The sequence below is a fragment of the Mycobacterium sp. NGS63 genome (genome assembly GCF_059812295.1).
The window spans coordinates 1-17,625 of the sequence record NZ_JCALCJ010000013.1 but is presented as its reverse complement, the minus strand read 5'-3'; the positions used below and the strand labels follow the sequence as shown (position 1 = coordinate 17,625).

General features: G+C 70.1%; 21 protein-coding genes. 8 read left to right on the top strand and 13 right to left on the bottom strand.

Annotated elements, in window-relative coordinates; translation table 11 throughout:
• Positions 1–17: 17 nt before the first annotated feature.
• Entirely contained in the window at positions 18–1,202 is a 1,185-nt protein-coding gene (locus tag AC5Y4Z_RS25110) for an acyl-CoA dehydrogenase family protein (RefSeq protein ID WP_499967702.1), read from the bottom strand.
• Between the two features lie 49 nt (positions 1,203–1,251).
• Between AC5Y4Z_RS25110 and AC5Y4Z_RS25105 the strand changes: the two genes are divergently transcribed.
• A complete protein-coding gene (locus AC5Y4Z_RS25105; RefSeq protein ID WP_499967700.1) occupies positions 1,252–1,629 on the top strand; it encodes an NYN domain-containing protein in 378 nt (125 codons plus the stop codon).
• Positions 1,629–2,558 (top strand): NAD(P)H-dependent flavin oxidoreductase, encoded by a 930-nt coding sequence (locus AC5Y4Z_RS25100; RefSeq protein ID WP_499967698.1) that lies wholly within the window; start codon positions 1,629–1,631, stop codon positions 2,556–2,558. The genes AC5Y4Z_RS25105 and AC5Y4Z_RS25100 overlap by 1 nt, the downstream gene beginning before the upstream one ends.
• Positions 2,559–2,564: 6 nt before the next feature.
• Here AC5Y4Z_RS25100 and tpx read toward each other — a convergent pair whose 3' ends face one another.
• Complete coding sequence (gene tpx, locus AC5Y4Z_RS25095; protein WP_499967696.1) at positions 2,565–3,059, bottom strand: thiol peroxidase; 495 nt, start codon at positions 3,057–3,059, stop codon at positions 2,565–2,567.
• Between the two features lie 110 nt (positions 3,060–3,169).
• On the opposite strand from tpx, the gene AC5Y4Z_RS25090 reads away from it, so the two are divergent.
• The gene (locus AC5Y4Z_RS25090) at positions 3,170–4,120 is read left to right on the top strand and encodes a GlxA family transcriptional regulator (protein WP_499967695.1); all 951 of its coding nucleotides are present in this window, start codon (positions 3,170–3,172) and stop codon (positions 4,118–4,120) included.
• Positions 4,121–4,139: 19 nt separating this feature from the next.
• Positions 4,140–4,886, top strand: coding sequence for a DJ-1/PfpI family protein (locus tag AC5Y4Z_RS25085; protein ID WP_499967693.1), 747 nt, complete (start codon positions 4,140–4,142; stop codon positions 4,884–4,886).
• Positions 4,887–4,959: 73 nt separating this feature from the next.
• Here the strand turns inward: AC5Y4Z_RS25085 and AC5Y4Z_RS25080 are convergent, their stop codons facing one another.
• On the bottom strand, positions 4,960–5,436 hold the full coding sequence (locus AC5Y4Z_RS25080; RefSeq protein ID WP_499967691.1) for a nuclear transport factor 2 family protein: 477 nt from the start codon (positions 5,434–5,436) through the stop codon (positions 4,960–4,962).
• A 50-nt stretch (positions 5,437–5,486) separates the two neighbouring features.
• Here AC5Y4Z_RS25080 and AC5Y4Z_RS25075 point away from each other — a divergent pair, with 50 nt between their 5' ends.
• Together AC5Y4Z_RS25075 and AC5Y4Z_RS25070 are read left to right on the top strand one after the other, a co-directional pair.
• On the top strand, positions 5,487–5,915 hold the full coding sequence (locus tag AC5Y4Z_RS25075) for a DUF805 domain-containing protein (protein WP_499967689.1): 429 nt from the start codon (positions 5,487–5,489) through the stop codon (positions 5,913–5,915).
• A gap of 36 nt (positions 5,916–5,951) precedes the next feature.
• Positions 5,952–6,719 carry an SDR family oxidoreductase gene (locus tag AC5Y4Z_RS25070; protein WP_499967687.1) on the top strand — a complete coding sequence of 256 codons (768 nt, stop codon included), beginning with the start codon at positions 5,952–5,954 and terminating at the stop codon, positions 6,717–6,719.
• Here the strand turns inward: AC5Y4Z_RS25070 and AC5Y4Z_RS25065 are convergent.
• The 7 genes from AC5Y4Z_RS25065 to AC5Y4Z_RS25035 are packed head-to-tail and all read right to left on the bottom strand — an operon-like array spanning position 6,691 to position 13,056.
• Complete coding sequence (locus tag AC5Y4Z_RS25065) at positions 6,691–7,422, bottom strand: YqjF family protein (RefSeq protein ID WP_499967686.1); 732 nt, start codon at positions 7,420–7,422, stop codon at positions 6,691–6,693. The two genes, AC5Y4Z_RS25070 and AC5Y4Z_RS25065, sit on opposite strands and share 29 nt — an antisense overlap.
• A 4-nt stretch (positions 7,423–7,426) precedes the next feature.
• Entirely contained in the window at positions 7,427–8,083 is a 657-nt protein-coding gene (locus tag AC5Y4Z_RS25060; RefSeq protein ID WP_499967684.1) for a hypothetical protein, read from the bottom strand.
• A 21-nt stretch (positions 8,084–8,104) separates the two neighbouring features.
• The gene (locus AC5Y4Z_RS25055; RefSeq protein ID WP_499967682.1) at positions 8,105–9,943 is read right to left on the bottom strand and encodes a fatty acyl-AMP ligase; all 1,839 of its coding nucleotides are present in this window, start codon (positions 9,941–9,943) and stop codon (positions 8,105–8,107) included.
• Positions 9,944–9,980: 37 nt separating this feature from the next.
• Positions 9,981–10,523 carry a TIGR03086 family metal-binding protein gene (locus AC5Y4Z_RS25050; RefSeq protein WP_499967681.1) on the bottom strand — a complete coding sequence of 181 codons (543 nt, stop codon included), beginning with the start codon at positions 10,521–10,523 and terminating at the stop codon, positions 9,981–9,983.
• Positions 10,516–11,499, bottom strand: a complete 984-nt coding sequence (locus AC5Y4Z_RS25045) for an RNA polymerase subunit sigma-70 (RefSeq protein ID WP_499967680.1) — start codon at positions 11,497–11,499, stop codon at positions 10,516–10,518. Before AC5Y4Z_RS25045 ends, AC5Y4Z_RS25050 begins: the two co-directional genes overlap by 8 nt.
• Positions 11,500–11,511: 12 nt before the next feature.
• Complete coding sequence (locus tag AC5Y4Z_RS25040) at positions 11,512–12,273, bottom strand: DUF899 domain-containing protein (protein ID WP_499967679.1); 762 nt, start codon at positions 12,271–12,273, stop codon at positions 11,512–11,514.
• Positions 12,274–12,309: 36 nt separating this feature from the next.
• Positions 12,310–13,056, bottom strand: coding sequence for an SDR family NAD(P)-dependent oxidoreductase (locus tag AC5Y4Z_RS25035; RefSeq protein ID WP_499967677.1), 747 nt, complete (start codon positions 13,054–13,056; stop codon positions 12,310–12,312).
• Positions 13,057–13,169: 113 nt separating this feature from the next.
• Here AC5Y4Z_RS25035 and AC5Y4Z_RS25030 point away from each other — a divergent pair, with 113 nt between their 5' ends.
• Positions 13,170–13,628: an SRPBCC family protein gene (locus tag AC5Y4Z_RS25030; RefSeq protein WP_499967676.1), complete on the top strand. Its 459-nt coding sequence runs from the start codon at positions 13,170–13,172 to the stop codon at positions 13,626–13,628.
• A 74-nt stretch (positions 13,629–13,702) separates the two neighbouring features.
• On the opposite strand, the gene AC5Y4Z_RS25025 is transcribed toward AC5Y4Z_RS25030, so the two are convergent.
• From AC5Y4Z_RS25025 to AC5Y4Z_RS25015, 3 genes are all read right to left on the bottom strand, one after another.
• The gene (locus AC5Y4Z_RS25025; RefSeq protein ID WP_499967674.1) at positions 13,703–13,969 is read right to left on the bottom strand and encodes a hypothetical protein; all 267 of its coding nucleotides are present in this window, start codon (positions 13,967–13,969) and stop codon (positions 13,703–13,705) included.
• A 63-nt stretch (positions 13,970–14,032) separates the two neighbouring features.
• A complete protein-coding gene (locus AC5Y4Z_RS25020; protein WP_499967673.1) occupies positions 14,033–15,196 on the bottom strand; it encodes an LLM class flavin-dependent oxidoreductase in 1,164 nt (387 codons plus the stop codon).
• A gap of 154 nt (positions 15,197–15,350) precedes the next feature.
• Complete coding sequence (locus AC5Y4Z_RS25015) at positions 15,351–15,746, bottom strand: hypothetical protein (RefSeq protein ID WP_499967672.1); 396 nt, start codon at positions 15,744–15,746, stop codon at positions 15,351–15,353.
• Between the two features lie 397 nt (positions 15,747–16,143).
• On the opposite strand from AC5Y4Z_RS25015, the gene AC5Y4Z_RS25010 reads away from it, so the two are divergent.
• The coding region (locus tag AC5Y4Z_RS25010) for a PPE domain-containing protein (RefSeq protein WP_499967670.1) at positions 16,144–17,625 on the top strand (1,482 nt) is incomplete at its 3' end.

Below are 17,625 nucleotides of genomic sequence, written 5' to 3'. Positions count from 1 at the left end.
GCGCTGATCGTAGGCGTTCACAGGCCGGGCTGGTCCTCGATGATGCCCAACCAGATCTGCGCCACGTCGATGGCGACCTTCTCGCTGATGAACGCGTGCTGGGTGCCGGTGTAGATGTCGCGGAAGGCGCGCTCGAGGCGCGAGCCCTCGCGGATCGAGCTGGTGCCCGCGACCAGGTGCGCCCACTCGGCGCAGGCCCGGGCGGTGTCGGTGGCGTACACCGCGGCCACCCGCATGTCGGCGCGCAGGGCCGGGGTCAGGTCGTCGCCGGCGGCCACGGCGGCCTCGGCGGTGGTGAACGCGTCGAGCACCAGCAGGCGCGCGGCGCGCCAGGCCGCCCGGTGGTGGGCCAGCCCCTTCTGGAACGTCGGGCGGCTGGCCAGCGCGGCCATGTCGCTCATCCGGTACTTGGTCGCCGCCAACTCCTGGACGTCGTCGAGCATGCTCTTGGCCACGCCCAGTGCCCACGACGCGTGGCCCGCCGCGGTGACGGGCATCAGCCCCATCCGGGTGGCCGGCGACGACCCGCGGTGCGGCTCGCGGACGAACAGCTCGAACGTGCGGCCGTCGGGCACGAAAATATCTTGCGCGCTGTAGTCGTAGGAGCCGGTTCCCTTGAGCCCCTGCACGTACCAGCCGTCGTTGAAGCTGATCTGCTCGCGGGGCACCACCGCCACGCGCATCTCGGGGAATCCCTCGCTGATCCAGCGCATCTCGCCGTTGTCCATCGGGAAAAAGCCGGCCGCGACGTATTGCGAGTGCCCGATGCCGGAGCCGAAGTTCCACGACCCGCTCACCACGTAGCCGCCGTCCACCGCGGTGCCCTGCCCGTTGGGGAAGAACTGGCCGCCCATCGTGACGCGGTTGTCGTGGGCGGTGAACACCTCGGCGAAACCGTCGTCGGGCAGATACGCCGCCGCGGCGAACGACGACGGCAGATTGGCGATGCCGACCCAGCCGAACGACCCGTCCTGCCAAGCCATTTCGATCCAGGTCTCGATCATCTCGGCGAACGACGGCTCCACGCCGCCGGCCGGGGTCGGGTTGAACGCCGACATCAGGCCGCTGGCCCACATCTCGTCGACGATCGCCGGGGTGAGGGTGCGCGCCCGCTCGGACTCGGCGGCCTCGGCGCGCACCAGGTCGCGCATCCCGCGGGCCAGCGAGACCACCCGGTCTTCGGTGTCGGCTAACGACGTCATCGGCGTTCTCCTCGTCCAATTGGCGGTCCGATCACTCTACGGTGTGCTTGTGCGCTGGATCGTCGACGGCATGAACGTGATCGGGAGTCGCCCCGACGGTTGGTGGAAGGACCGCGGCCGCGCCATGCTGACGCTGGTGGACCGGCTCGACCGGTGGGCTGCGACGCGAGGAGAGCAAGTGACCGTGGTGTTCGAGCGGCCGCCGAAGGCCGCCATCGCCTCATCGGTGGTCGAGGTGGCGTACGCGCCCCGGGCGGCGGCCAACTCGGCCGACGACGAGATCGTCCGGCTGGTGCGCGCCGACGCCCGACCGTACGAGATCCGGGTCGTCACCTCGGACAAGGCGCTGGCCGCCCGCGTCGCCACCCTGGGCGCGTCCGTCGACCCGGCGGCCGGCTTCCGCGACCTGATCGACCCCCGCGGCTGATGGCCGGCAACCGCGTCTGCGCCCTAGCAGGGATCGACATCCCGATCATCCAGGCTCCCATGACCTACATCGCCGGCGCCCAGCTGGCCGCGGCGGTCTCGCGCGCCCGCGCGTTGGGCATCATCGAGACCACGTCCGAGCAAGGCCGGGCCGACCTGCGCCGGGTCCGCGAGCTCACCGACCGCCCGGTGGGCGCCAACATCGCGCTGCTGTTCAATCGCGATCCGGCCGTGATCGATCTCCTTGTCGCCAACGACATCGGGTTCGTGACCACCTCGGCCGGCGATCCGTCGCTGTTCACCGGCCGGCTGCGCGACGCGGGCATCACCGTGTTCCATGTGGTGGGCACGCTGGCCGCCGCCAAGAAGGCCGTCGACGCCGGCGTCGACGGGCTGGTGGTCGAGGGGGTCGAGGGCGGCGGGTTCAAGAATCGCTTCGGCGCCTCGACCATGGTGCTGCTGCCTCTGGTCGCCGCCCACGTCGACGTGCCCATCGTGGCGGCGGGCGGGATCTGTGACGCCCCGTCCATGGCCGCGGCCCTGGTCCTGGGCGCCGAGGGCGTGCAGATGGGCACCCGGCTGATGGCCTCGGCAGAGTCACCGGTGCACGGCAACCTCAAGCGCGCCGTCGTCGGCGCCGATGAGACCTCGACGGTGCTGCTGCCGCTCGACGGGAAACGGATGATGCGCGTGATCCGCACCCCGGCCGCCGAAAAGCTCGATCACACAGGGTCTTTCGAGGCGGGTGGCGCGGCGCTGCAGCGCGTGCAGCGGCTCTACTTCGACGGCGACATGGACGCCAGCGTCGCCAACACCGGCCAGGTGGCCGGGCGGATCGACGACCTCCCGCCGGCCGCCGACATCATCGAACGGATGTGGACCGGCTGCCGGCGGGTGCTGGCGGCCACGGCCGACCGCCTGGGCGATTAGGCCCGGTTAACCCACCGCCCCCAGCGCGGCGTCGTAGTTGGGCTCCTGCGCGATCTCGGGCACCAGCTCCGTGTACGCGACGTTGCCGTCGGCGCCGACCACGACCACGGCGCGCGCCAACAACCCGGCCATCGGGCCGTCGGTGATGGTGACGCCGTAGTCCTTGCCGAAGCTGTCGCGGAACGCCGAGCCCGTCTTGACGTTCTCGATGCCCTCCGCGCCGCAGAACCGCGCCTGGGCGAACGGCAGGTCGTTCGACACGCACAGCACCGACGCGCCGCTGGCGGCCGCGCGCTCGTTGAACGTCCGCACGCTCGTCGCGCACACCGGGGTGTCGATGGACGGAAAAATGTTCAGCACGACGGCCTTACCGCCGAACTGGTCGCTGCTGACCGCGCCCAGATCCGTGCCGACGAGACTAAAGGCCGGGGCCGCGGATCCGACGGCAGGAAGCTCGCCGACGGTGTTGATCGGGTTTCCACGCAAGGTTATCTGTGCCATGGCCACAGTCTGCCAAGGTCGATACGGGCGCCTCGGGTCAGGTCCTCGTGTCCTAATTGGTGGGGTACTAGGCGTAGACGCCATGGCCGGGTCTGGCCAACACTGAGTGCATGGCTCGCAAGGTGGTGATCGTCGGCTTTCCCGGCGTGCAGGCGCTCGACGTGGTCGGGCCCCACGACGTGTTCACCGGCGCCGCGCTGCTGACCGGCGGCGGCTACGACGTCGCCCTGGCGTCGGTCGACGGCCGGCCGGTGACCACCGCGACCGGGCTGGGCTTCGTGGCCGGGCCGCTGCCCGACCCGAGCGAGCGCCTCGACACCGTGGTGCTGCCCGGCGGCGGCGGTGTCGACGAGGCGCGATCCGATCCCGAGCTGATCGACTGGGTCAAACGGGTCGCCGGCAACGCCCGCCGCGTCGTCAGCGTCTGCACCGGCGCGTTTCTGGCCGCGGAGGCGGGGCTGCTCGACGGCCGGCGGGTGACCACGCACTGGGCCTACGCCGGGCGGCTGGCGCGCGAGTTCCCCGCCGTCGACGTCGATCCCGACCCGATCTTCGTGCGCAGTTCGGACACGGTGTGGACGGCCGCGGGCGTCACCGCGGGCATCGACCTCGCGCTGTCGCTGGTCGAGGACGACCACGGCACCGAGATCGCGCAGACGGTTGCGCGCTGGCTCGTGTTGTATCTGCGCCGCCCCGGCGGGCAGACCCAGTTCGCGGCGCCGGTGTGGATGCCGCGCGCCAAGCGCGCGCCCATCCGCCAGGTTCAGGAGGCCATCGAGGCCGAGCCGGGCGGGCGGCACAGCGTCGAGGACCTGGCGCGGCGCGCGGCGATGAGCCCGCGGCATTTCACGCGGGTGTTCACCGACGAGATCGGTGAGGCGCCCGGCCATTACGTCGAACGCATCCGCACCGAAGCCGCGCGCCGGCAGTTGGAGGAGACCGACGACACCGTCGTCGTGATCGCCGCGCGGTGCGGCTTCGGCACCGCGGAAACCATGCGGCGCAACTTCATTCGGCGCATGGGCATCTCCCCGGATCACTACCGCAAGGCATTCGCTTAGTTTGGAAAGGACATTTCAGATGACCCAGATCGCCATCGTGGCCTACCCCGGATTCACCGCGCTGGACATGATCGGCCCGTACGAGGTGCTGCGCAACCTGCCCGACGCCGAGGTGCGGTTCGTCTGGCACGAAACCGGGCCGATCACCGCCGACTCCGGGGTGCTGGTGATCGGCGCCACCCACTCGCTGGCCGAAACCCCTTCCCCCGACGTGGTTTTGGTGCCCGGCGGCCCGTCGACCCCGGTGCACGCACGCGACGAGGCGCTGCTGGAGTGGCTGCGCCGGGTGCACCGCAGCGCGAGCTGGACGACGTCGGTGTGTTCGGGTTCGGTGATCCTGGCCGCCGCCGGCCTGCTCGAGGGCCGGAGGGGGACGTCGCACTGGATAAGCCTCGCCGCGCTGAAGGCGTTCGGTGTCACCCCGGTCGCCGATGAGCGGATCGTGCGGTCGGGTGACGTCGTCACCAGCGCGGGCGTGTCCGCGGGCCTCGACCTCGCGCTGTGGCTGGCCGGACAGATCGCCGGCGAAAACCGCGCCAAGGCAATCCAGCTCGCGCTCGAATACGACCCGCAGCCGCCGTTCGACTCGGGCCACATGTCCAAGGCGTCGCCCGCCACCAAGGCCGCCGCCACCGCGCTGCTGTCCAGGGACGCCGTCAAGCCGGCCCACGTGACGGCCGCGGCCCTGCTGGCCTGGGATCAGGCGCTGGCGGCGGTCCGGTCACGCCGACGGGGGCGGCGCGTCAGCCCGGCGGTCGCGCGGTAACCCCAACGCCGAGTGTGAATTTCGCGACGCGACACGCCGGTGCAGCGACGCAGATTGCACATTCGGCGCGGCGTTATGCGTTGGGCTGCAGGATTTCGTTCGACGCCAGCTGCCCGCCGGCCTGCATCCAGGCGGCGACGACACCGGGCGCGTCCCGGTTGGGGTTGTAGATGTCTTCCTCGCTGGAGAACAGGCCGTCTCCGGCGTAGACGAGCCGGGTCCAGTTGGGGAACCAGAACGGCTCGCCGTTCGGGTCGCTCGGGTGGTCGAGCAGGTTCTTGATCATGACGACGACGGCATCGTTGTCGTCGTCGTAGGCGACCCAGTCGTTCGGAAATCGCATGTGCGGGAACGGTGCCATCACCGCGACGATCCAGTCGCGCACCGCCTCGCGGCCGTGGAAGACGCCGTAGTGGTGCTCGGTGTAGACGACGTCCTCGGTGAACAGGTCCGCGAACGGTCGCCAGTCACCCGAGGAGCTGCACCCCTCGACGACGGTCGTGTAGTTCGCGACGGCACGCTCGATTTCTGCCCTGCTGAATTTGCCCATAGCGGACAGACTAGAACGTGTTTCGGTAATCCCTCAGTCAAATTCACGCCGTGGTAGCATTTCGCTTCTCCTTGGAAGCGGGTGACGAGATGGGCTTCGGGCAAGCGATTTCGACCGGGTTCGCCAAATACTTCAATTTCAGCGATCGGGCCTGCCGGTCCGAATACTGGTACTGGACCCTTTTCACCACTCTGGTCACGGTCGTGGGAAACGCCGGCAACGTCATGCTGCACACCCGGGCGGTCAACCTCATTCTGTCGCTGCCCTTCATCATTCCGGGCTTCGCCATGACCGTTCGGCGCCTGCACGATACCGACCGCTCGGGCTGGTGGATTCTGATCGGCATCATCCCCTTCATCGGCGCCGTCATCCTCATCGTTTTTTTCGTCACCAAGGGCACCGACGGACCGAACCGGTTCGGACCGGATCCCTTGGCCGCGGAGCCATTTCCGAATCAGCAATTCGGCGCTCCGGCTTAGCGTTGCCGCGCGCACCGCGCTGAACGGAGCTGCCGAATGAACGTGCTCGACCTGTTCGACCTGCGCGGCAAGCGGGCCCTGGTCACCGGGGCGTCCAGCGGCATCGGCAAGGAAGTGGCGCGCGCCTACCTGCAAGCCGGCGCGAAAGTTGCCATCGCGGCACGACATTCCGACGTCTTGGCCGCCGTCGCCGCGGAGCTCGCCGAAGACGGCGGCACGGTGGTGCCCGTGCCCTGCGACGTGACGCGGCCCGACCAGGTCGACGACATGCTGGACCGCGTCACCGCGGAGCTCGGCGGCGTCGACATCGCGGTCTGCAACGCCGGCATCATCTCCGTCACCCCGATGCTGGACATGGAACCCGAAGAATTCCAGCGCATCCAGGACACCAACGTGACGGGCGTGTTCCTGACCGCCCGGGCCGCGGCGCGGGCGATGGTCCGCCAGGGACACGGCGGCGTCATCATCAACACCGCATCGATGTCCGGCCACATCATCAACATCCCGCAGCAGGTCGGCCACTACTGCGCCTCGAAGGCCGCGGTCATCCACCTGACCAAGGCCATGGCCGTCGAGTTCGCGCCGCACGACATCCGGGTCAACAGCGTCAGCCCCGGCTACATCCTGACCGAGCTCGTCGAGCCCTTGGCGGAGTACCACGCGCTGTGGGAGCCGAAGATTCCTATGGGCCGGCTGGGCCGGCCCGAGGAGCTCACCGGCCTGTACCTGTATCTGGCCAGCGGCGCGTCCAGCTACATGACCGGCTCCGACGTCGTCATCGACGGCGGCTACTCCTGCCCCTGATCGTGCGGGGGCGCCCGAACCGGGTGTGCACCCCGGGGGAAAACAACGCGCGCAGGGGCTTTCCCGCGGGTCGGACCGCGGCGGCGCCCACCAATTCATCGCTCAGCTCGACGATCTCGGCGGCGCGCAACGGCCACGGCCCGTGCTCGATCGGCACCCACCAGGTCCGCCCGGCCTGGCGGGTGTGTGCCACCCAGCGGGCGGTCAGCCAGTCCTCCAGCGGCGTCGGCTCGACGGCGCCGCCGACGGCGACCGTCACCCGGCTGCGCAGGCCGCGCCGGGGCCAGCGGCGCACGCTGTCGTAGGTGATGTGGTCGCCGCGCCGCGTCACCCGCATCCGCGACCATGCGTAGGGGACGCCGAGGCCGGCCCGGATGGCCGACACCGCGGCCAGGCGCGCCGCTTCGGCCGACCGGAAGACGATCCCGTGCCGCCCGTCGTCGTCGACGGTGTAGAGCCGGACGTTGGTCTCGGCGAAGGCGCCGGCGTACGGCAGCGCCACCGCGGTGCCGACCTTCGTGCCCGTCAGCACGAACGGGATCAGCCCCACATACGTCAACCCGTCGGCGAAGACGTCCGGACGGGTCCCCGGCGGGCACAAGCCCTCGACGGTCTCGGGCCGCACCGGCCAATGGATGAACGTCAGGTCGGCCCAGCGCTGCTCGAAGGCGACCCGGCCGGGAAGCGGTGGCGCGGCGGTCATTCGGTCATTCCTCCAGCTGACCCGAGATCCCCCGCTCGATGCTGGCCTGCGTGGTCGACGGCAACACGATGAGGCCGTCGAGCTCCTTGCGGGCCACATCGAAGGCCCGTTGGCGTTCCTGCGGCGTCGCGGCGGGGTCCGACGCCACCCGCAACAGGCTCTGGGCGCGCGCGATCCGCTGCTGGTCGGGTCGCGAGAAGTCGTTGCGGCGCCGGCGCGTCGCCTCGGCTTCAGCGACGTTGAACGCGGTCACGTACTCCTCGACCGCGGCCTGATACCGCGCCGCGGCCTCCCGGTCGTCGAGGAGCTCCTCGGCCTTGACCGGCCGCAGGAAGTCCGCCCGCAGCTTGGCCTTGTGGAAGCCGATCGTGAGCGGGTCGCGCATGTCGGTCATCAGCGGGAAGTCGAGGAGCTTGGCGACGTCGAGCTCATAGGAGAGCCACCGCGCGTCGGTGCGTTGGTGCTCGTCGATCACGCGTCGCAGCGAACGCCATTGGGCCGCTTGGCCATTGGCGCCGCGGTCGGCGGGTTCGGGCGCCGCTGGCGGTGGCTGCTCTTCGCGCCGCTGCTTGGCCGTGAAGGTCTTCACCGCCGCGACGGCCACGCCCGCCAGCGGCAGGATGACGATCAGCAGCTCCGCCAACCGGATGAGCAAACCCACACGGCCAGGATGCCACCAGAACTAGTGCGCGCCCAGCGTGCCGGCGAGGTATTCGGCGCGGCAGGCCAGGCGGGCCAGCTTGCCGCTGGTGGTGCGCGGGATGGCGCCGGCCGGCAGGAAAACCACGTCGGAGACCGGCACACCGTGCCGGCGCGACACCGCGTTCTCGATCGCATCGATCGCCGGCCCCGGATCCGCGCGACTGGTGCCGGCGGCGCGTTCGGCGACGATCACCAGCCGCTGGTCGCCGTCGCCCCCCGGCGCCGAGAACGCCGTCACGTAGCCGCGGCGCACCATCGGCGAGGCCTCCGCGGCGGTGGCCTCGATGTCGTGCGGGTAGTGGTTGCGGCCCGCGATGGTCACCAGATCCGCGATGCGGCCCGTCACGTAGAGCTCGCCGTCGAGGTACACGCCGAGGTCGCCGGTGCGCAGCCAGGGCCGCCCGAGCGTCGACCCCTCGGCGTGGCTGCCCCGCGCCAGCCGCGAGCCCAGCTCGGCGCCGAACGCCCGCCGGGTCTCCTCGGGCAGCCCCCAGTACCCGCGGCCCACGTTGTCGCCCTGCAGCCAGATCTCGCCGACGTCGCCGTCGGGCAGCTCCGATCCGGTGACGGGGTCGACGACGACCGCCCACAGGCTGCGGGCCACCCGACCGCAGGACACCTGCGCGACGGCGTTGGGCGCGCCCGCATGGGTGACCACCGCGTGGCCGGCGCTGAGCTGTTCGCGGTCGAGGTAGACGACGGACGCCTCGGCCGACGAGTCGATGGTCGCGATCAACAGGGTGGCCTCGGCGATGCCGTACGACGGCTTGAACGCGGTGCGCGGCAACCCATACGGCGCGAACGCCTTGTTGAACGTCGTGATCGCGTCGACGCTCACCGGTTCGGAACCGATGATCATCACCACGTTGCGCAGGTCGACGTCGTCACCGGGCCCGGGCAGGCCGCGCTGCGCGGTCCACTCGTAGGCGAAGTTCGGTGCGGCGGTCACCACCCGGCCCTGCCGCGACCCGGCGGACAGGGCCTGGATCCAGCGCAGCGGCCTGCGGACGAACGCGGTCGGCGACATCAGCGTGGAGTGCCCGCCGTACACCGCGGGAAAGCCGATCATCGACAGGCCCATGTCGTGGTAGAGCGGTAACCAGCTGACGCCGTGGGTGTTCCGGTCCAGCAGGTCGATCGAGAGGATCATCTGCACCAGGTTGGTGCCGACCGCCCGGTGGGTGATCTCCACGCCGACAGGCGGGCGCGTCGATCCCGACGTGTACTGCAAATGCGAGACGCGGTCGATATCCAGCTCGACCGGAACGAACCGCTCCCCCGCCGCGTCGGGAATCTCGTCGATCACGATCAGGTGCGGCCGCCGCAGCTCCGGCAGGCCGGCGAGGAACCCCTCGACGGCGCCCTTGGCGGCCGCCGTGGTGAGCACGGCCGCGGGCTGGGAGTCGCGCAGCGCGGTCTCCAGCCGCTCGGCGTGGCCCGGCAACTCCGGGGCGAACAACGGCACCGCGATGGTCCCGGCCTTTATCGCCGCGTAGAAGCCGGCGACGTAGTCGATGCCCTGGGGCGCCAGGATCGCCACCCGGTCCCCGTCACCGGCGAACTGCTGCACCTGCGCGCCGACGGCCTGCAGCCGGACCCCGAATTGGGCCCAGGTGACTTCGACGGCATGCCCCTCGGAGCGGGCGTAGTCCAGGTAGCGATACGCCACGGCGTCGCCGACGTTGGCGACGTTGCGCTCGATGAGGGAGATCAGCGTGGTGCCCGGCGGCAGCGCGATGCCGCCGTCGGCGTCCAGGCAGTCCTCTATCAGTAGCAAGCCTTTTGGAGCCGCGGCGTCGTGTCGGGGACCGCAATCCATACGCGCAGTCTAAGTGGCCCGCGGTGCCGCGACCCGCCTACCGTGCGTGCGGCCGACGGCCGAACAGGGCCAGGAGCTGGTCACTTGGCGTCGCGGCCGCCGGCGGCGGCAGCGGCTCGGCGAACACCCGGCCGGCCAGCCCGGCCGCGGCCAGCGGTGGTGAAACCCACAGCAGGGCCGACGCGACGTCCGGCGGGACGGGCCGATCGGTCCCGCTCGCCTGGGCGATGTCCCACGCGTGCAGCACCATCTCGAGCGCCCCGACGGAGACGACGACGCCGGACGGGAGGGAGTGGCCCCGGACCTCGCACCGGCGGCCCGGCGCCCCGGCGGCGAGCAGAAAGTCGACGGCGGCGGTCCGCACCGCGGCCACCGGATCGCCGCCGGGCCGCGCGCCGGGTGTGCGACCGGCGCCGCCGAGCACGTCGGTGACGTCGGCCAGCGAGGCGCGGACATGCCGCAGCAGGCGGCGCAGATCCCAGCCCGCGCAGGGCGTCGGCGCCGCCAGGTCGGCTCCACGAACCAGAAGCAGGCTGCCGAACAGGTACCGGGCGGCCTCGCCCAGGACGGCGTCAGGCACGGCCGGTGAGCGTCTCCGGCAGCCCGAACGTCGCCACCACCACCGGGTCGTTGAACGCGACGATGCGCGCGATGCGGCCACCGCTCAGCGACAACACGTCCAGTCCGTGGGCGTGCCACGAACCGTCCGGCGCGCGCTGGTACATCGCGAACGCCGGCGCGCCGTTGGCGCGGGTGGGCACCAGCCGCCACCGGTCCGGGGTGTGCAGCACGACCCGGGCCAGGAATCCGCACACCGCATCACGTCCGGTGAACCACGTTGGGATGGGCGGCATTTCGAGCTCGACGTCGGTGCGCAGCAGCCGCGCGAGTTCGTCGACGTCGGCGCGCTCGAAGGCCGACATGTAGCGGTCGAGCACGTCGCGGGTCTCGAGCTCGGCGGGCTCACCGAGCTCTTCCAGCCTCGGGGCGGCCTCGGCCAAACGCGCGCGGGCGCGTTGCAGGGCGCTGTTGACGGCCGCGGTGGACGTCTCCAGGATCTCGGCGACTTCGCCGGCCTGCCAACCCAGTACGTCGCGCAGGACCAGGACCGCGCGCTGCAGCGACGACAGATGCTGCAGGGCGGCCACGAACGCCAGGCGGACGCTGCTGCGCACCGACACGACCACGGCCGGGTCGTCGGTGGCGCCGTAGAGCAGGCTGTCCGGGGCGGGCCGCAGCCACGGGATGTCGGATTGTGCCGGGGCCAGCGCGGCCTCGGCGCTGCCGGCCGCGGCGCTCAGCCCGGAGGGCATCGGCCGCCGCCTGCGCGCCTGCACCGAGTTCAGGTAGGTGTTCGTCGCAATCTTGTAGAGCCACAACCGCACTGAGGAACGACCCTCGAACTTCGCGTAGGACTGCCACGCCCGCAGGTAGGTGTCCTGCACCAGGTCCTCGGACTCGTCGACGGAGCCCAGCATGCGATAGCAGTACGCCCGCAGCTCGGGCCGATACCGCTCGGCGACGTGCGCGAAGTCGTCACTGCTGGCGACCGGCATGGCCCCAGCCTTTCACGACTCGCGGCTGGGCGGTCGCGGATCGTTGGGGTCGCGCTCCCCCGCCTCGGGGTCGTCCCACCATTGCGCCGGCGCGGTGTCGGGTGCAAAGCCGTACGCGTCGTGCCAGTTCCACCACGCGTACGCGGGGGTCTGCGGGTAGCCCTCCGGGGAGTCCTCCCAATCCTCTTGGCGGCCAAGGGCGGTCATGTCCAGGTAGCTCCACGTGGTGCCCAGCGCCTCGTCGCCGCGGTTGTTGATGAAGTAGGTGCGGAAGATCCGGTCGCCGTCGCGGATGAACGCGTTGGTGCCGTGCCACTCGTCGACGCCGAAGTCGCGGTCGAAGTCGTCGGTGATCGTGAACCACGGCATCCGCCAGCCCATGCGGGCCTTGACCCGCGCGATGTCGGGCTGCGAGGCGCGGGAGGCGAACACCAGGGTGGTGTCGCGGGCGTTCAGGTGTGCCAGGTTGCCGATGTGGTCGGCGATCATCGAGCAGCCGCGGCAGGCGTGGTCGGGCCAGCCGTCCACCCCGGGTTCGAGGAACGCCCGGTAGACGATCAGCTGGCGCCGGCCGTGAAACAGGTCGAGCAGGCCGACCCCGCCGCCGGGCCCGTCGAAGCGGTACGGCTTGTCCACCGCCAGCCAGGGCATGCGCCGGCGGCGGGCGGCCAGGGCGTCGCGCGCCCGGACCACCTCCTTTTCCTCGATCAACAGCCGCTGGCGCGCGGCCTCCCATTCCCGGCCCGAGACGATCGGGGGCGTGTGCGTGGTCATGTTCACCCTTTCGGTTGTGGGGTAACGGTTTTCGGTTCAGGCGATCTGTTGCAGACCCGACGCGGTCAGCAGGTAGCCGGGCGCGGCGCCGGTCGCGTCGGACTTGATCAGTTCCACGACGGCCGCGCCGGCCGCCTCCGGGGTGAGCGGTTGGCCGAGCTGCTTGACGTAGTCCTCCTCGGACAGGCCGCCACGGGCCGCGTAGGCGCGCACGGCGGGCAGGCCGAGTTCGGTCAGCGGGGTGATCCGCGGCATCAGGGCGGTGAAGGTGATGCCCAACCCGGCGCGGTCCGCCTCCTCCTGGGCGTAGCCGGTGATGAAGCGCTGGGTGGCCTTGGCGCCGGCGTACCCGCCGCTGAGCGGTGACCCGGCCAGCGCGGCGCCGCTGCTGACCACCACCACCCTGCTGCCCGGCCGCAGCGGCTTGAGCAGGGCCTCGCGCAGCCAGTGGAAGGCGATGCGCACATCGGTGTTCCAGTTGACCGAGAACGACTCCCAGGTGTGGTGCTGCAGGGGCCGCAACAGCGGGCTCGCCCCGGCCACGAGAACCAGGACCTGCGGATCATGTTGGTCCACAAGGCCGCCCGGCACCGAGGGGTCGGCCGCGTCGGCGACGACGGCATGAACCCGGCCGGCGCCGCCCGCCGGCGCGGGAAACGTGGTGGCGCTGCGGGACACGGCGATCACCGCGGCACCGGCGTCGCACATGGCGGTCGCGATGCCCCTGCCCAGACCCCGGCTGGCGCCCACGACGAGTGCGGTCTTTCCGTCGAGGTTGTTCATCTTGTCCCCTTCACTGAAAAAGCCCCGCGCCGAGGGGCGAGGGGCTCGAGTTCGATTGACCTACATATAGAGACAAGTTTCGTCGCCGAAACTCATCGCGGTAGGGTACGCGAATGTCGGGTCGCAAGTTCACCTTCGAAATCAACCGCACCAGCAGCGCGGACGCGGCGACATTGTTCCGGCTGGTGGCCGACGGCGCCAACTGGTCGAAGTGGGCCAAGCCGATCGTCCTGCAGTCGAGTTGGGCGCGCCAGGGCGATCCCGCGCCCGGCGGGGTCGGGGCCGTCCGCAGGATCGGCGTGTGGCCGATGCTGGTGCAGGAGGAAACCACCGCGTACGAGCAGGACCGCCGCCACGCCTACAAGCTGGTCGGCCCGAGCCCGGCGAAGGACTACGTCGGCGAGGTGATCCTCACCCCGAACGCGGCCGGCGGCACCGACATCCGCTGGACCGGTGCGTTCGTCGAAGGCGTGCGCGGGACGGGCCCGGCGGTGCGCGCGGCGATGGGCGGGGCGGTCCGGTTCTTCGCGGGCCGGCTGGTGAAGGCGGCCGAGCGCGAGTCGATTGGTTGAGGCGCGTTGGCGCCCAAGGCTTTTCGGAGACGCGTAACGGCCGCGTCATGCGGCCGCCACGCTTGGAGACAAATCTAGGGGTTGTTGGCCTGCTGCTCGTCCAGCTGGGCCTGCTGCATGCCCTGTTCGAATTGCTGCTCGGCCTGCTCGTTTTGCTGCTCGGCCTGCTGCATGGACTGCTGCATCTGCTGCTGGGCCAGCTGTTGCTGAAGTTGGGCCTGATCGTCGCTGTCGTCGGCGGCCGCGGATCCCGACCCGAGCGCGACGATAGCGAATGCGGTGGCCGCGGCGAACGCGAGCCGCAGGAGGTGTGATCGCCGGTCGGCGGTAGGGGTGCTCATCCCTCAGGTATGCGCCCCGTCGCTAGCTGCAGGCTGAGAAGCGCCTGTCGGACGGATATGAAGCTATTTCGAACCGATCTCGTCCTGATACTTCTTAGTCATGTGCTCGACGGCCTGCAGCTGGCTCTGGGCGAGGCCCTCGCGCACCTGGCCGGCGCGCGCGGCGGCGTCCAGCGTCGGCTGCGCCTGGCCCTGGAAGTGCGGGATCACCTCGGCGGCGAACAGTTCGGCCGACCGTTTGGTGGCCGCCGGGTTGGCCCATTCGTGGCCCATCTGCAAAAAGCAGCCGAATCCGCCGGACTGATCCCACAGCCGCTGCACCTGGGCCCGCGCCCGCTCCGGCGTGCCGATGACCCCGGCCCCGTTCTCGTTGATGATGTCGATCATCTCGTCGAGTTGCTCACCGGGCATGGTCATCTGGGGGAAGGCGGCCACCTTCTGGAAGTAGTTGAACCACGACTCGATGCCGAATTTCACGTCGGCGCGGGCCTGCTCGTCGGTCTCGGCGATGTGCATCGGCCCGACCAGGCTCCAGTTCCTGCGGTCGACCTGCGTGCCGAAGGCCGCCGCGCGCTCTTCGACGATCCCCCAGTGATACGACAGCGCGTCGAAGCCCTCGACCGTCAGCGTCGCCCCGATGGAAAGCAGGCCGATGCCGTGCTTGCCCGCCAGCCGGGCGCCGGTCGGCGAGGCGACCGCGGCCACCGCCAGGGGGATCCCGCCCTCGGAGTACGGGGCGAGCTGCAACTTGGCGTCGAACAACTGATGCGTGGCGGTCTTGGCGCTCACCGTCTCCCCCGCCAGCAAGCGGACGACGATGTCGAGGTTGGTCTCCAACAGCTCGCGCGTGTCGGTGGGGTTGAGCCCGATCATCGACGAGTCCGTGGGCAGCGAGCCCGGGCCCATCCCGCCGATCACCCGGCCGTGGGTGAGGTGATCCAGCAGCATCAGCCGGTCGGCGACCCACAGTGGGTTGTGATACGCGAGCGAGATGACGCCGGTGCCGAACCGGATCCGCTTGGCGCGTTCGGCGGCGGCGGCGATGAAGACCTCCGGGGAACTGATGATCTCGCTGCCCGCGGAGTGATGCTCGCCCAACCACACTTCGTCGAAGCCGACGGCATCGAGATGTTCGATGAACTCGAGATCACGCTGCAGGGCGAGCGTGGGATTCGTACCCGCTCGGTGGAACGGGGCGATGAAATATCCAAACCTGAGCCTGGCCATGGGAGTCCCCTTGCAGTCGAGTTGCGGAGAACCATAACTCAACCCGCCGCGCCGTCAGGCCGGAAGGGAATAGTCCGGGCACCGCTCAGCCGGTGGGGCCCAGATGCACTCGGCCCCACCGGCTACGGAGCAAGCTCAATCGATACTCAGCGATTTAGGGGTAGCCGCCGCAGAGGTTGCCGACGCAACCACCGCCGCCGCCCGGTCCACCCCCGCCGCCACCGACGCCGGGGATGCTGCCGCCCCCTCCGCCGGGACCGCCGCCCCCGGTCGGGCCACCCGGGACGCCGCCACCGCCGCCACCGGGACCGCCGCCGCCCGTCGGGCCGCCGGGCACGCCGCCGCCCCCGCCACCGGGACCGCCACCGCCGGTCGGGCCGCCGGGAGCGGGCGACGGCGCGGGCGCCACGCTGGACGAAGGAGTGGTGGTGGTCGATGGAGTCGTGCTGCTGCTCGGTCCCTTATTGCCGCCGCCGCCGCACCCGACGGCTAACACGAGCATTGCCGCCCCGCCGAACAGCGCGACGGTATTCCTGGCTCCGGATCTCATTGCCAATCCCCACTTTCACTCGCACCCACTCTTGACGCGGACCACTTCTCCGTACCCCGGCTTGCGGCGCCGCAAACGGGCCGGCACGCGCTGGGTGCCGACGGAGCCCGGCCATTTCGGGAGCAAATATGCGTCCGCGTCATTTATGTAATGGTTGACATTGGCCACCTGAAGTCCGCGATATCGCGCGCCGTGTCAACAAATTGTACAAACGGGCATAGCGTTTATCAAGATCATATAACCGTAAGATAACGATCTGATAACTTGTGTCAGCTGCCACGACAAACGCGGCGTAGCTTGTACGCTACTAATGCACGAACTGGCCCGGCCGAAGCTCGGCCACTGCTATATCTTCGCGCGTTTTATTGGTCGCAGATTCCCGAGAAGGGTCGAGGAAATGAGCTTTTTAGTGCTGCCGCCGGAGATCAATGCGGCCAACCTGTTCACGGGTGCGGGATCGGCGCCGATGCTAGCGGCGGCGACGGCCTGGGATGGCCTGGCCGCCGAACTGGCCGCGGCGGGCGCCGCCTTCAACGGGATCACGTCCGACCTCGCGGGCGGACCGTGGCAAGGCGCGTCGTCGGCGGCGATGGTGGCCGCGGCCGCTCCGCACGTGGGCTGGCTCAGCGCGGTCGCGGGCGAGGCCGAGCAGGCGGCCACGCAGGTCCGCGCGGTGGTGAGTGGCTTCGAGTCGGCACAGGCGGCGATGGTGCAACCAATTCTCGTGGCGGCCAACCGTTCTCGGCTGATATCGCTGGTCATCTCGAATCTGTTCGGGCAGAATGCCCACGCGATCGCGGCCGCCGAGGGCGAATACGAGCAGATGTGGGCCCAGGCCGTGTCCACAATGTCCACCTACTACTCGGGGGCTTCGGCCGCCGTCACGGCGCTCACCCCGTTTTCCCGCCCGGCCGGCGCCGCCGCCGCGCCAGCGCCGACGAAGACGACCACGCTGAATGCCGGCCTCGCCAACGTCGGCGGCGGCAACGTGGGCAACGCGAACGTCGGCGCCGGCAACCTGGGCGGCGGGAACCTGGGCAACTCCAACGTCGGCTTCGGCAACTCCGGCAACTCCAACGTCGGCTTGTCAAACCTGGGCGCCAACAACGTCGGCTTCGGCAACGCGGGCGCCGGCAACGTCGGCTTCGGCAACGCGGGCAACACCAACGTGGGCATCGCCAACGCCGGCAACAACAACATCGGCATCGGGTTGACCGGCAACAACCAGATCGGCGTCGGCAACACCTACGTCGTCCTCGGCCCCAACGGCGTCAGCCAGTTCAGCATCGGCGGGCTGAACTCGGGCAGCGGCAACCTCGGCCTGTTCAACTCGGGAACCGGAAACGTGGGCTTCTTCAACTCCGGCACCGGAAACTTCGGCATCGGGAACTCGGGCAGCTACAACACCGGCATCGGCAACTCGGGGGTGGCGAACACGGGGCTCTTCCACGCGGGGTCGTTCAACACGGGCATGTTGGATGCCGGCCTGGCCAACACCGGCAACCTCAACGCCGGTAACTTCAACACCGGCAACTACAACCCCGGCACCTCCAACACCGGCAGCTTCAACACGGGCAGCGCCAACACCGGCTTCTTCAACACCGGCAACACCAACACGGGCGCCTTCAACATCGGCAACATGAACAACGGCCTCTTCAATGGCGGCCAAGCGAATACCGGCGTCGGTTACCAGGGCGTCGGACAGGGCAGCCTCCACATCGGCATCACCACGCCCGACCTCACGCTGCCGCCGCTCGACATACCCGGTATCTCCATCCCGGCCTTCAGCCTGCCGACGATCAGCCTCCCGCCGATCACGATTCCGCCGTTGACGTCGCCACCCGACGTGACGGTGGGCGCCTTCAGCCTGCCGCAGATC